This is a genomic window from Micromonospora sp. KC723, from assembly GCF_004348595.1.
Lineage (GTDB): Bacteria > Actinomycetota > Actinomycetes > Mycobacteriales > Micromonosporaceae > Micromonospora.
Window position 1 is genome coordinate 1 of the sequence record NZ_SMKD01000023.1, and the last position, 14,431, is coordinate 14,431.

Annotated in this window: 9 protein-coding genes; 7 read left to right on the plus strand and 2 right to left on the minus strand. The window is 69.9% G+C overall.

Going from position 1 to position 14,431, the window contains the following annotated elements; genetic code table 11:
* A partial coding sequence (locus E1165_RS08110) for a cellulase family glycosylhydrolase (protein WP_132389297.1) occupies positions 1 to 1,337 on the minus strand: 1,337 nt, incomplete at its 3' end.
* A gap of 388 nt (positions 1,338 to 1,725) precedes the next feature.
* Between E1165_RS08110 and E1165_RS08115 the strand changes: the two genes are divergently transcribed.
* From E1165_RS08115 to E1165_RS08130, 4 genes are all read left to right on the plus strand, one after another.
* The gene (locus E1165_RS08115) at positions 1,726 to 2,772 is read left to right on the plus strand and encodes a LacI family DNA-binding transcriptional regulator (RefSeq protein ID WP_165945172.1); all 1,047 of its coding nucleotides are present in this window, start codon (positions 1,726 to 1,728) and stop codon (positions 2,770 to 2,772) included.
* A gap of 629 nt (positions 2,773 to 3,401) precedes the next feature.
* Positions 3,402 to 5,660, plus strand: a complete 2,259-nt coding sequence (gene yicI / locus E1165_RS08120; RefSeq protein WP_132389301.1) for an alpha-xylosidase — start codon at positions 3,402 to 3,404, stop codon at positions 5,658 to 5,660.
* Positions 5,661 to 6,258: 598 nt separating this feature from the next.
* Positions 6,259 to 7,797, plus strand: a complete 1,539-nt coding sequence (locus E1165_RS08125; RefSeq protein ID WP_207916748.1) for a family 43 glycosylhydrolase — start codon at positions 6,259 to 6,261, stop codon at positions 7,795 to 7,797.
* Positions 7,798 to 7,844: 47 nt separating this feature from the next.
* Entirely contained in the window at positions 7,845 to 9,344 is a 1,500-nt protein-coding gene (locus E1165_RS08130) for an RICIN domain-containing protein (RefSeq protein ID WP_243704651.1), read from the plus strand.
* Positions 9,345 to 9,374: 30 nt separating this feature from the next.
* On the opposite strand, the gene E1165_RS08135 is transcribed toward E1165_RS08130, so the two are convergent.
* Entirely contained in the window at positions 9,375 to 10,277 is a 903-nt protein-coding gene (locus E1165_RS08135) for a LysR family transcriptional regulator (protein ID WP_243704652.1), read from the minus strand.
* A 105-nt stretch (positions 10,278 to 10,382) separates the two neighbouring features.
* On the opposite strand from E1165_RS08135, the gene E1165_RS08140 reads away from it, so the two are divergent.
* The 3 genes from E1165_RS08140 to E1165_RS08155 all read left to right on the plus strand — a co-directional run bounded on the left by E1165_RS08140 (position 10,383) and on the right by E1165_RS08155 (position 14,152).
* On the plus strand, positions 10,383 to 11,411 hold the full coding sequence (locus E1165_RS08140) for an FAD-dependent oxidoreductase (protein WP_132389305.1): 1,029 nt from the start codon (positions 10,383 to 10,385) through the stop codon (positions 11,409 to 11,411).
* Between the two features lie 4 nt (positions 11,412 to 11,415).
* On the plus strand, positions 11,416 to 11,988 hold the full coding sequence (locus tag E1165_RS08145; protein WP_132389307.1) for a hypothetical protein: 573 nt from the start codon (positions 11,416 to 11,418) through the stop codon (positions 11,986 to 11,988).
* 325 nt (positions 11,989 to 12,313) lie between these two features.
* Entirely contained in the window at positions 12,314 to 14,152 is a 1,839-nt protein-coding gene (locus E1165_RS08155; protein ID WP_132389309.1) for a glycoside hydrolase family 15 protein, read from the plus strand.
* The last annotated feature ends 279 nt before the right edge of the window (positions 14,153 to 14,431 follow it).

Sequence of the window (14,431 nt, forward strand, 5' to 3'; positions counted from 1 at the left end):
GGGTTGGAGCCGCTCCCCGAGCCGATGAAGCCGAACGTGGTGCTGGCTCGGGGTCCGAGGTTGCCGTTGTAGCTGACGTTCGTCGCGGTGACGTTCGACCCGCTGGTGGTGATGGTGGCGTTCCATGCCTGGGTGATCCGCTGGCCGTTGGCGAAGGTCCAGGTCACCCGCCAGCCGCGGATGGCGGAGGCGCCGGCGGTAACCCGCACCTCGCCCTGGAAGCCGCCCTGCCACTGTCCGGTGACGGTGTACGTGGCCGAGCAGCCAGCGGGGCCGGGCGGCGGGGTGCTCGGCGGCGGTGAACTCGGCGGCGGGGTGCTCGGCCCCGGGGTGCTCGGCGGCGGGGTCGCGCCGCTGTACCAGGTTGCTTCGCGGGAGGTTTGTCGGATGCCGTTGGCACCGTTGAAGAAGCGTTGGCCCCAGGAGGTGAGCTGGTTGGGGTTGAAGTTGGTGACCATGTCGAGGTAGTCGACGCCGCCGCTGTTGCCGCTCCATGACCAGCCGATGTAGCCGATGCCGTTGGCCTGGGTGTACGACATGATCGTTTCTTCGTCGGGGTTGCCGTCGGAGTGGTCGTGTCCGAACTCGCCGACGACGATCGGCAGGCCCGCCGAGCGGAAGCGGCCGAGGTAGTCGGTGACTTCGGCGGCGGTGTCGAAGACGCCGTACATGTGGATGGAGAAGACGGTGTTGCGCTGCGGGTCGCTGTTGAACACGGCCTGGGCGTTGTTGCGCATGATGAACTGCCAGTCCTGGCCCCACATCGGCGCGTCCACCATGAGCATGTGTTCGAAGCCGGCGGTGCGCAGTCGACGGATGGCGTTGGACGTGGCGGTGGGCCAGGTCGCGCTGACGCTGGCGTTGTTGCCCATGGGTTCGTTGCCGATGTTGACGACGATGAAGTTCTCGGTTCCGGCCAGTTCGCTGCGCTTGCTGATCCAGTAGCTGGCCGCCTGGTCGAGGGTGGCCGCTTCGCTCTCGTCGCCGTAGCCGGTGGTGTCGTGGACCTCGAGCACACAGATCAGCCGGTTGGTGCGGCACAGGTTGACGATGTCAGGGATGTCGTTGCTCGGGCCCCATCGTTGGCCGCTGCCCAGCACCACCCGCACGGTGTTGGCGCCGAGCGCCTTGATGTTGGCGAACGAGGAGGTCTGGCTGGGGTACCAGATGTGCGCGTGGCTGGCTCCGCGCATGACGAAGTTGCTGCCGTTGGCCTCCACGATTCGCCCGGCGTCGACGCGTAGGCCGACCGCCGCCTCGGCGGGTTTGACGAAGAACATCATCGACGCGAGCATCATGAGCGCCGTCGCGCCCATGACCGCGATCTTTCTTTTCATGGTTCACCTCAGGTAAGGGGACGGGATGTGCCCTCAGCCCGACGACGACTACCCGGCTCCCTGACGTCGACAGGCGGAAGTGGCCAAACGGCGCAATGTATGAGCGCTGACGAGTTGTCCATGGATGGCCCGGCCAACACCGACGAGGAGGCTGCTCCAGCCGCTCGGCGGCATCCGTGGTCACTCTGAGCGCTCCCAGTCGCGCCCAACTGCATCACAAAGTGTCCCGGTCGGGCACGTGGCTGTCAATCGAAGGACGTCGACGGCGCTCTGCGCTTGTCGGTCACTCGTGGCGTCCGACAAGAAGGGTTCCCTCGCCGCGACCCGGGTCCTGCGTCCTTGCGGGTTCGCCGCCAAGTACGGTGGACCCGAACCCCGGGAGGACGAGGTGGCCCACAGGGAGGGCTTGCGTCGCAGCGGCATGCGGGAGGTGGCTCAGGCGGCGGGCGTATCCGTCTCCACCGTCGCCAACGTGCTGAGCCGGCCCTCGATCGTCGCCCCGCAGACCCGTCACCGGGTGGAGCAGGCGATGGTGGCCGTCGGCTATGTGCCGCACGGGCCGGCTCGGCAGCTACGGGGGCTGCCCAGCCCGATCGTCGGCAGCATCACCCTGGACCTGGCCAACCCCTTCTACGCCGAGCTCAATCGCGGCATCGAAGACGTTCTCAGTGAAGCCGGCTGCCTGGTGCTCGCGTGCAGCACCGATCTTCGGCCGGCCAAGGAGAGGCAACTGCTCGGCCTGCTTCAGGAGCAGGCGGTGCGTGGCATCATCATCTCCCCGATCGACCCCGACCCGACGGCACTGTTGCAGGTCAGCCGGCGCGGCACGCCGGTGATCCTGATCGACCACGCGCGCCGGCACCTGGACCTGTGCACCGCGGCCGTCGACGATGTCGCCGGCGGCGAGCTCGCGGCCGAACATCTCCTCTCGCTCGGCCACCGTCGCATCGCCTTCCTCGCGGGCGCGATCGACCCGGGTCCGGTGGCCCGCCGACGCGAGGGCGCCCAGCGGGCACTGATCGCCGCCGGCCTCGACCCGGCCCACGCGCTCGTCGACATTCGCATGTCGGACCATCCCCGCTCGTCGGTGGCGGTCGCCGCGCAGGCGGTCGAGCAGATTCTGGCCACCAGACCCGCGCTGACCGCCATCATCTGCCTCAACGACACCGCGGCGCTGGGCGTGTTGCAGGGGCTGAACGCGGCGGACGTACGCGTCCCCGATGACATCTCCGTCGTCGGCTACGACGACCTGCACTTCGCCGCCCGGCTGTCGCCCGCCCTGACCACCGTGCACCAGCCGAAGTACCGACTCGGCCGCGCCGCCGCCGAACTGCTGCTGGACGAGGCGCACCCCGACCACACCCACCGCGAGACGCACTTCCGGCCGACGCTGAGAGTCCGCGCCTCCACCGCGCCCGCGCCGCGGCGCAGCTGAACCGGATACCAGACGCGATTGCGCCCACGGCCCCTGCGGCGTACGCTCCTCAGCGAGCCGGAATTGCAAACGTTGCAAGACGCGGTGGTCGCGCATTCCCGCGAGTGTTGGGCGTGCTTGTGGGAGCCGTGCCAAGCCCGCCGTCGTCGACTCGACCGCAGGGCCTGGCCGTGAGGCTGGCCATGATGAACGACTCGTCCTCACCGACGTCACCGCCCGAGCGGTTGGAGCAAGGATCATGACCCTTACCCGTGCGGCCGATGAGGCCGCCGGCACCTGAGGCGGCACGGCGACCTACTCGACCGTCCGGCAGTGGGCGGGCCGGCTTCCAGGGCGAGGTACGTGTCACCCGGCGACCAGCGGTTGGGGCCTCACGTGGACCTTCGCCAACGGGCAGCGGACCAGCCAGGCGGGGAGCGCCACGATCAACAGCACCGGATCGAGCGCCACTGCCCGATCAGCCACAACGACAGTCCGGCTCCGGCGCGAGCACGACGTTCGGGCTCGTCGAAGCGTGGAGCGGCACCGACAACGACCCCGACAGCCTCCTGCGCAACCGATTGAGTTGGCACCAGTTCACGGGGCCGGACGATGCCGCCCGGTCCGCACGCTACTTCTAGGAGCCTTGGTTGAAGTTCACTGACGGTCACTGGTTGATGCGCGACGGCGTGCGCCCGCTCTATCCGTCGGAGGTGCACGATGTCATAGCCGAGCCTGGCGCGCTGGTGGTGTACGCGCCGACGGGGCATATCGGAGGCCGGGGCGACACCCTGAACCGGCCACTGCTGACGGTGCGGGTGAGCGCTCCGATGCCGGACGTCGTCGGGGTACGGATCACGCACTTCGGCGGGGGGAGGCCCAGACGGCCGGACTTCGAACTGGCCGTCGGCGACGGCGTCGCGGAGGTCGACACCGAGGAGGCGACGCTCACCTCCGGAAGGCTGGCGGTGCGCTTCACCCGCGGTCCCTCGTGGCGGATGGATGTCCTTGCCGGCGGTGAGGTGCTGACCGCAAGCGGTAAGAAGGCGATGGCGGCGATCGGCACCGACGGCGGCGGACACTACATCCGCGAGCAACTTGCGCTGGGTGTCGGCCACACCGTGTACGGGCTGGGGGAGCGGTTCGGCCCGTTGGTCAAGAACGGCCAGCCGGTGGACATCTGGAACGCCGACGGCGGCACGAGCAGCGAGCAGGCGTACAAGAACGTGCCGTTCTATCTGACCACGGGCGGGTACGGGGTGTTCGTCAACCATCCCGGGCTGGTCTCGTTCGAGGTGGCATCCGAGGCCGTGTCGCGGGTGCAGTTCAGCGTTGCCGGGCAGGAACTGGAGTACTTTCTCATCTACGGCCCCACGCCGAAGGAGATTCTGCGCAAGTACACGGCCTTGACCGGCCGGCCGGCGCTGCCGCCCGCGTGGTCGTTCGGCCTGTGGCTGACCACCTCGTTCACCACGTCCTATGACGAGGACACGGTCATGAGCTTCGTCGAGGGCATGGCCGAGCGGGACATCCCGCTGTCGGTGTTCCACTTCGACACGTTCTGGATGCGAGAGTTCCGCTGGTGCGATTTCGAGTGGGACCCCCGTACCTTCCCGGACCCGGCCGCGATGCTGAGACGGCTCAAGGAGCGTGGCCTGCGGGTCAGCCTCTGGATCAACCCGTACATCGCGCAGCGGTCGGCGCTGTTCGCCGAGGGCGCGGCCGCGGGGTACCTCGTGCGCACGCCGGACGGCGGTGTGTGGCAGTGCGACCACTGGCAGGCCGGCATGGGGCTGGTCGACTTCACCAATCCGGACGCCCGCGCCTGGTTCGCCGGGAAGCTGCGGGCACTGCTCGACATGGGCGTCGACTGCTTCAAGTCGGACTTCGGCGAGCGCATTCCCACCGATGTGGTGTGGCACGACGGCGCTGGCCCGGAGCGGATGCACAACTACTACACCCACCTGTACAACCGGACCGTGTTCGAGCTGTTGCGGGAGCACCGTGGGGAGGGCGAGGCGGTCCTGTACGCGCGCGCCGCGACCGCCGGTGGCCAGCAGTACCCGGTGCACTGGGGCGGCGACTGCGAATCCACCTTCGAGTCGATGGCCGAGAGCCTGCGGGGTGGGCTGTCGCTGGCGATGTCGGGCTTCGGCTTCTGGAGTCACGACATCGGCGGCTTCGAGGGCAAACCGGACCCGGCCGTGTTCAAGCGGTGGATCCCGTTCGGGTTGCTGTCCTCGCACAGTCGGCTGCACGGCAACCACAGTTACCGGGTGCCCTGGGAGTTCGACGAGGAGGCGGTCGCGGTACTCCGTGCCTTCACCAAACTGAAGGCACGACTGATGCCGTACCTGTTCGGCGCGGCCGTCACCGCCCACGATGAGGGGGTGCCGGTGATGCGGCCGATGGTGGCCGAGTTCCCGGACGACCCGGCCTGCCCGTACCTCGACCGGCAGTACATGCTGGGCGACAGTCTCCTGGTGGCGCCCGTGTTCTCGGCGTCCGGCCGCACCTCGTACTACCTGCCGCCGGGGCGGTGGACGCATCTGCTGACCGGGGAGGTCCTCGAGGGTCCGCGCTGGGTGACCGAGACGTGTGGCTTCGACACCGTGCCGGTGTACGTGCGACCGGGCACCGCGCTGCCGTGGGGCGCCCGCGAGGACCGCCCGGACTACGCGTACCACGACGGCGTGGCGCTGCGCCTGTACGAGGTCTCGGCGCCGCTGCGGGTGGACGTGCCGGCCCTCGACGGCTCGGTGGCGGCCAGCTTCACGGTGACGCCGAAGGGCGGCGCCGTCGAGGTGCGCCGCGACGGCCCGGCCGTACCGTGGCGCGTCGAGGTGGTGGGCCACCGCACCGTCGACGCCACTCACGACCAGGGCGTCCTCCAGGTCGGCGCTGTTTGAGGGATCCGTCGCCGGCGGCGTCCTGCTGGGTCGCGGTGCCGCCGGCGACGAGCGGCAGCCCTTACTGCCGCGGCCAGCGCAGAGCCGAACGTTACATCGAGGACATTCGTAACGATGCTCTACGGGCACAGCGGACTCGAGCGTGGAGGGCGTGCCACTCGTCGACGTGGGGCGATGCATCCCAACCGGTCATACCCGCCTGCTGCCACCAGCAGGAATCATTGACTGTCTATATGACGAATGCCATACTGCGCGCGGGATGTTGGCGCGAACATCGCTCATCGACGCCCTCTCAGCCAGGTTGTCTCGACGGGATCGGTCAATACGGTGGCACCTGACTCCATTCGCTCCGCCCCTTTCTCCAGCGGGCAGAACCAGCAATGGCAGGGGCGCGACGCCGGAGCGGCCGGGTGCGCCTGGTCGCGCGCCAATCCGGCAGGTGCCGGGACGTCCCGAGCGGCTCCACCGCCGACGGCAGCCGCCTGATCCAGTACACCCGCAACACCGGCAGAACCAGCAGCCCACGCGCGATTGGGCATGAGCCCGACCACGTACCGGCGCCAGTGGTGACGGTGGGCCGTCCCGGAAGGAGCTTTCCGTGTTCCAGTTGAGGGCTGGCCGCCGACACCGGTGTGCCGCCGGCGGCCGCCGCCACGGAATCCCCCCACGGACCAGGATCATCGCCGGCGCGGCCGCGTTGATCGCCGGTACGAGCATCGCCCACGCCACCGTGCCGGCTTCGGCGTCCACCCGCGCCCCGGTGTCGTCGGCGCAGGCACAGACCGTCCAGGACGTCGGCGGGTCCGGCTCGGTGGCCATCGCCGCGACGCTGCCGACCGGCGCCCGATCACTGGAGGCGACCAACCAACCAGGCCGTTATGTGCGGCACCTCAACTCGACCGGTCAGCTCGCGCAGGTGACCCCCAGCAGCGACGCCGGGACCAAGCGGGACGCCACCTTCACGGTTGTCAACGGCCTCGCCTCGCCGGCCTGTTATTCGTTGCAGGCCAAGGATGGGCGGTTCCTGCGGCACCGCGACTTCCGGCTGCGGGTGGATGTCAACACCGGTGATGCGACGTTCCGAGGTGACGCGACCTTCTGCCCGACGGCGGGGTCGGTTGCCGGATCGGTGTCGTTGGTGTCGTACAACTACCCGAGCCGGCGGGTCCGGCACCGCGATGGCGCGCTCTGGCTGGACACCTACCAGTCCACCGCACAGTTCCAGGCGGACAGTTCGTTCCGCGTCGTCGCGCCGTGGGTACCCAAGACGACCAGAGGCCCGGTCATCCCGGGGCTGTTCGCCGATCCTCACCTCACGATCTTCAACGACCGCTACTACCTGTATCCGACCACGGACGGGTACGCGAGCTGGAGCGGCACCTACCTCAAGGCCTTCTCCTCCACCGACCTGGTGAACTGGACCGACCACGGGGTGGTCTTCGACTACGCGCCGGACGTGTCGTGGGCGGACAACTCGGCCTGGGCACCGGCCGTCGCGGCCAGGAACAGCAAGTACTACCTGTACTTCTCGGGCGGGCTGGCCAGCGGCAACACCGCCAAGCAACTCGGCGTGGCCGTGTCCGACTCTCCGAGTGGGCCGTTCCGCGACGCGTTGGGGCGACCACTGATCCGTAGCGGTCAGTACTCCGGGCAGGCGATCGACCCGATGGTGTTCACCGACGACGACGGCCGGTCGTACCTGTACTGGGGACAGGGCGCAGCGCGGGTGGTGCCGTTGAACGATGACATGGTCTCGTTCGATCCGGCACTGGTGCGCGTCATCACCCCGTCCGGGTACAACGAGGCACCGTTCGTGTTCAAGCGCAACGGCGTCTACTACTTCATGTGGTCCGAGGGCGACACCCGCAGCGAGGACTACCGGGTCGCGTACGCCACCGGCTCGTCGCCACTGGGGCCGTGGACCAAGCGTGGGGTCGTGCTGCGGAAGCGACTCGACGTCGGTATCAAGGGCACCGGCCACCACTCGGTGGTCCGGGCACCGGGCACCGACACCTGGCACATGGCCTATCACCGGTTCGCCGTTCCTGCCGGTGACGGCACCAATCGGGAAACCACCATCGACCGCATGGAATTCAACGCCGACGGCACCATCCGCCCGATCGTGCCCACCCTGTAGGCGTACACATGTCCGACGTCCACACAAGTCCGCATCGAGGAGCCATCGTGTCGATTCACCGGTTCCGCTCCCGCAGGTTCGTCGCCCTTGCCGGAGCGGTGTTGGTGGCCGGTGCCGCCGCACTCGTGGTGGCCCCCGCCGCCGAGGCGGCGGTGATCGACCCGGCGGCGTACTACCAGATCGTGGCGCGGCACAGCGGCAAGGCGGTCGAGGTCGCCGGCCAGTCGGGTGCCGAGGGCGCGGCTGTGCGGCAGTGGACCCGCTCCGACCGGGCTAGCCAGCAGTTCCAGTTCGTCGACGCCGGCGGCGGCTACCACAAGCTGCGTGCCCGGCACAGCGGCAAGGTCGTCGGTGTGGCGGGCGGTTCGGCGGCGGACGGCGCCGACGTCGTGCAGAACACCGACAACGGCGGCGCCAGCCAGCAGTTCAGGGTCGTGGACACCACCGGCGGGTACGTCAAGCTGGTCAACCGCAACAGCGGGAAGGCACTCGACGTCTGGGAGCGGTCCACCGCCGACGGCGCGCGGATCTCGCAGTACACCGACAACGGCGGCACCAACCAACAGTGGCAGCTGGTGCGGGTCGGCGGCGGCACGCCGAGCCCCGCCTACGCCGGCTACCTGTTCAGCTACATGCTCGGCGAGGGCTCGGCCAACGGTGAGCAGGTCTACTTCGCCCTCAGCCAGGGCAACGACCCCACCCGCTGGCGGCAGCTCAACGGCGGTCGGCCGGTGCTGACCTCCACCGTCGGCACCCGAGGGGTGCGCGACCCGTTCATCGTCCGCTCACCGCAGGGTGACCGGTTCTACCAGATCGCCACCGACCTGCGTATCTACGGCAACGGCAACTGGGACGCCGCACAGCGCACCGGCAGCAAGTCCATCGTGGTCTGGGAGTCCACCGACCTGGTGACCTGGAGCGCTCCGCGACTGGTGCGGGTCTCGCCGGACACCGCGGGCAACACCTGGGCGCCGGAGGCGTACTTCGACGAGACCCTCGGTCAGTACGTTGTCTACTGGGCCTCCAAGCTCTACGCCACCAGCGACCCCAACCACACCGCCAACACCTACAACCGGATGATGTACGCGACCACCAACGACTTCCGCACCTTCAGCGCCCCACAGGTGTGGGTCGACAAGGGCTACTCGACCATCGACTCCACGATGATCAGGCACAGCGGCACGTACTACCGCTTCACCAAAGACGAGCGCAGCGCCTCCCAGTCGACGTGCGGCAAGTTCATCCTCGCGGAAACGTCGACCACCATCCTCAACCGCAACTACTCCTTTCTTCGCGAATGCATCGGGCGGGGCTCCCTCTCCCAGGGCGAGGGGCCGCTGGTGTTCAAGTCGAACACCGAACAACGGTGGTACCTGTTCATCGACGAGTACGGCGGCCGTGGGTACATCCCGTTCACCACCACCGACCTCAACGCCGGACAATGGAGCACGGTCTCCAGCTACACCCTGCCCGGCCGCCCGCGCCACGGCACGGTGCTGCCGCTCACCCAAGCCGAGTACGACCGCATCCTGCAGCGGTGGGGCTGAGCCGGCCCGCCCCGGTCCGTACGACAATGTTCAGTCGAGCAAGGCGAGAAGCCGGCCCAGGGCGGGGTTGGTGCTGTCCCGCGGCCAGGCCAGGGCGACGTCAACGGTGGGCGTCGGGGCTGCGAACCGGCGCAGCCGGACGCCCCGCAGCCGCAGCGCGCGGGCCCGGCCGGCCGGGACGGCCGCGACCACGTCTCCCTGCGCCACCGCCCGCAGCAACTGCTCGTCGTCCGGCTCCTGCCGGACGAGCCGGAACCCGCCGAGCGGCCAGACCTGGGCGATCGTCCGGTCGAACATGCCGGGGCCGTTCTCGCGCGGCCACATCACGGCCGGCAGGTCGACCACCTCGGTCCGGCTGATCCTCCGACGGCCGACGGCCAGGGGGTGGCCCGCGGGCAGGGCGAGCAGCAACTCCTCGGTGTCGACCGTCCGGCAGACCAGCGCCGGCTCGTCGACCGGTGGACGGACGAACGCCACGTCGAGCCGGCCGGCGAGCAGGCCGGCGACGTTCGGCGCCGTCCAGGCCGTCTCCGGGACCACCTCGACATCCGGGTGGGCGGCCCGGAACCGGGAGACCAGCGCGTCGACCCGGCCGCCGCGCGCTGACCGGGTGTACGCGAGCCGGAGCCGGCCGCCTCGCCCGCGTACCAGGTCCCGGATGCGGGCGGTCCCCGCGTCCACCTCGGCGAGCAGCCGGGCGGCCTCGTCGGCGACCCGTGCCCCCACCTCCGTCAGCCGGCAGCCCCGGCTGGTCCGGTCCACGAGCGGCACGCCGAGCTGACGTTCCAGGGCGCGGATCTGCTGGCTGAGCGCGGGCTGGGCGACGTGCAGCCGGGCAGCGGCCCGGGTGAAGTGCAGCTCTTCGGCGAGCACCGCGAAGGAGCGCAGCCGCCGTAGGTCCAACCACGTGTCGCGGAGCGGCGCGTCGGACATGCACGCATCATAAGCGCCGCTTATCACCGGCTGCCCGATCCGTCTTGGACGACAACCCACCGCAACGGCGACGATCCGAGCCAACGGCAGGAAGGGGAGCGGGCGATGAGGGCAGCGGCGGACGTGGTGGTTGTCGGGGGTGGCGTCGTGGGGATGGTGGCGGCCGTGACCCTCCAGCAACGAGGGGCACGGGTGATGGTGTTGGCGCCCGACGACACGGCGAACATCGTGTCCGCGGTGGCTGCCGCCGTCTGGTACCCGAGTCACACCGAGCAGGACCCGCGGGTCCTGCGCTGGGCCCGGGAAACCCGCACCGAGCTGGGCCGCCAGGCCGTCAACGGCGTGCCGGGGGTGGTCGAGCGACCGACGCGGATGCTGCTGCGCCACCGGTACGCCGGCCCACCCTGGTGGGCGGATGCGTGCGGTGACCTGGTGGCGGTGGCGGCGGAACCGCCGTACACGGCCCTGCTGCGGTTCACCGCGCCGACGGTGGAGATGACGCCGTACCTGACCTGGTTACGGCAGCGGCTGGAGGCCGGCGGCGGGCGGATCGTACGCCGCAGGTTGCGGCGGCTCGCCGACGCGTTCGACACCGCCCCAACGGTCGTCAACGCAACAGGTCTGGCCGCTGGCCAACTCGCCGCCGACCCCGCCGTGCACCCGGTGCGCGGTCATCTGGTGCTGGTAGCGAACCCGGGCCTGACCGTCTCGGTCCGCGACGAGGACGACCCGGCCGGGATCACGTACGTGCACCCGCGCCGGCACGACGTGGTGCTCGGTGGCACGTACCAGCCGGGGGTGGGGCACACCCGGCCCGACCCGGACACGGCGGCGGCGATCCGGCGCCGCTGCGTCGCGCTGGTGCCGGAACTGGCGGACGCCCCGGTGCTCGGCGAGCGGATCGGGCTACGACCGGCCCGGCACGGCGGCCCGAGGGTCGAGGTGGACCCGGACCCCGGAGGTCCGCGCGGCAGCCGGCTGGTGCACGCGTACGGCCACGGCGGGGCCGGGGTCACCCTGTCCTGGGGATGCGCCGCCGAGGTGGCGGACCTGGCCCTGGACGGGGCTGATGGCCGCACGCCTGGTCGGGCGACAAACCCGGTGCGCCGGCATCCGCTGACGGGCGATGCTTGACGACATGGCTGACACGACACCGGCGTGGCGCAGTACGGCTCTGGCCCAGACCATCGGTGAGATCGAGGCACAGCTCGACCTGGCCTGGGCGCGCCTGCTCGGCGAGTTGAACGTGGCGCCCGGTTCGGCGGATGAGACGGCCCTCGGTTGGCTCGTGGTCGACAATCCCGCCGAGCACGACTGGCGCATCGTCGACGCCGCGCTCGACCGCCTGACGTGCGCGCAGTGCCGATCCACCCTTACCAGGGGGCCGGCCACCTGTCAGCGGTGCACCTACCACCACGAGGTGCGCTTCGTGGCGCGAGAGGTCGACCGGCCGAACGTGCCCGCCGGCAACGAGCACGCCATCCGCGTCTCCTTCGCCGTCGCCCGGAACCGCATACGGTACTCCCCGCGGGCACGGGTCGGCTACGAACTGATCCTGCCCGTCCTCGTCGCCGGTGCCCTGCCCACCACCAAGGAAGCCCAGGCAGCCAAAGCCCTGATCAACAAACTGACACCCGAAGAGTGCGACCAGGTCGCCACCTTCGCAGACGTCGAGAGACTCGCACTTGGCGCGAACCGAGAGCGTCGATGAGCCGGCGGAACTGGTGGAGGCGGACGGAAAGCCGTGCAGGAGCGACAGCACCGGCGCGTCCGGGCGTTCGGGCAGGGACTCGCGGTAGAAGACCCGGACCCGTCGACGTCGATGTGGCGGACCGCGTCCGCGTCGCCCGCCATCACCAGCGCCACAAGCCGGCCTGACCCGGGCTCCTCCAGACCGGTCGGCTCGCGCCCCCCGGGCGCCGCCGGCGGTCCTCGTACCCCGGGCGGGTGGTCCGGTTCCCGTTCCCGCCCGCGCGCCGGCGGCGCCGGTCTAGCCTCCGGTCGAGGGGTGTCGTGGGTGAACGGAGAGGGCCGGCATGGAGGACTACCCGGCCATCGAGGACCACGGCCTGATCGGTGATCTGCAGACCGCCGCCCTGATCACCCGCAACGGCACCATCGACTGGTTCTGCGCCCCACGCTTCGACTCACCGAGCATCTTCGGCGCTCTGCTGGACCGGACCCGCGGCGGCTACTTCTCCCTGGTGCCGGACGCCGTGCAGTACGTGAGCAAGCAGCTCTACCTGCCCGACACGCCGATCCTGATCACCCGCTTCATCAGCGCCGACGGGGTGGGCGAGATCGTCGACTTCATGCCGGTCACCGGCGAGCGGGCGACCGACCGGCACTGCCTGGTACGGACCATCAACATGGTCCGCGGCGACATGCGCTTCCGCACCGCCTGCCGCCCCCGGTTCAACTACGGCCGCGAGCAGCACGAACTCCACATCCAACCCGAAGGCGCCATCTTCCGCGCGCCGTCGGCCACCCTCACCCTGCACCTGTCACGCCCGGACGGGAGGCTGATCCCGGTCGAGAACCTGGAGAACCGCGACGGGGACCTGGTCGCCTCCACGACCATGCACGAGGGCGACACCGGCGCGATCATCATGGAGACGGCCGCGCCGGACGGTCCGCGCGCCGTCCCGTACGCCGAGGTCCAGGCGCTGTTCGAGGAGACACGTGACTACTGGCGCCGGTGGCTCGACCGCTCCCGGTACACCGGGCGGTGGCGGGAGATGGTGGAGCGTTCCGCGATCACGTTGAAGCTGATGACGTACGCGCCGACCGGCGCGATGATCGCCGCACCCACCGCCTCGCTCCCCGAGGAGTTGGGCGGCACCCGCAACTGGGACTACCGCTACACCTGGATCCGCGACACGTCCTTCTCGGTGCGGGCCCTGCTCGGGCTGGGCTTCACCGAGGAGGCCGCCCGGTACACGAACTGGCTCGACGAGCGCATCCGGGAGGCCGGCAACAACGCCGTGCCCCTGAAGATCATGTATCGGGTGGACGGCTCGTCCGACCTGTACGAGGAGATCCTCCCGCACCTGGAGGGGTACCGCGGGTCGGGCCCGGTCCGGATCGGCAACGGCGCTGCCGACCAGCTCCAGCTCGACATCCACGGTGAGGCCCTGGACGCCATGCTGCTCGCCGACGAGCAGGGCATCCGCGCCTCCCACCAGGTGTGGCGGAGCACCGTCCGGCTGGTCGACTGGCTCTGCGACAACTGGGACCAGCCCGACGCGGGCATCTGGGAGAGCCGCAGCCACCCCCGCGACTACACCTTCGGACGGCTGATGTCGTGGGTGGCGTTCGACCGGGCGATCCGTCTCGCCGACCGTCACGGCCGGCCCGGCGACGTCAGCCGCTGGGTCCACCACCGCGACGCCACCTACAACCAGATCATGGCCCGCGGCTACGACTGGAACCGCCGATCCTTCGTCCAGGCATACGGCGAGAGCGTCCTCGACGCCTCACTGCTCATCATGCCGTCGGTCGGTTTCGTCACGCCGAACGACCCGCTGTGGCAGTCGACCCTGCGCGCCATCGACAAGGACCTCGTCTCCGACAGCCTGGTCCATCGGTACAAGCCCTCGGAGGCCCCGGACGGACTGCCCGGCGACGAGGGCACCTTCAACATGTGCACCTTCTGGTACGTGGCCGCCCTCGCCTGTTCCGGACGGCTCGAAGACGCCCGTCTCACCTTCGAGAAGATGTTCACGTTCAGCAATCACCTTCGCCTGTACGCCGAGGAGATCGCCCTCACCGGGCAGCAGATCGGCAACTTCCCGCAGGCCTTCAGCCACCTCTCCCTCATCACCACGGCCGTCACGCTCGACGAGCTGCTCGATGCCGAGGGCCGGCGACGGTAGGGTCGCCGGACGTTACGCCGCGCCGGGAAACTGGCATACCGGTCCAAGGGGCAGGGCGACCTCCGCCGCTGCCAGCCGCCACATGCCTCGACGTCCGCCGGTATGGCGTGCCCTGCACGAGCGTCTGTACCATCATCGGTGTCACGAGTCGGTGCTCAGTGGAGCGATCAGTCGCCGCACGCGCGGGGAGCAGTGTCCTGGCTGTCCCGGCAGACCACAGTCTCCCGACACCGGGGCGGCTCGGCGGGGGGATTCCAGCGGCCCGCAGAACTGGTTCGC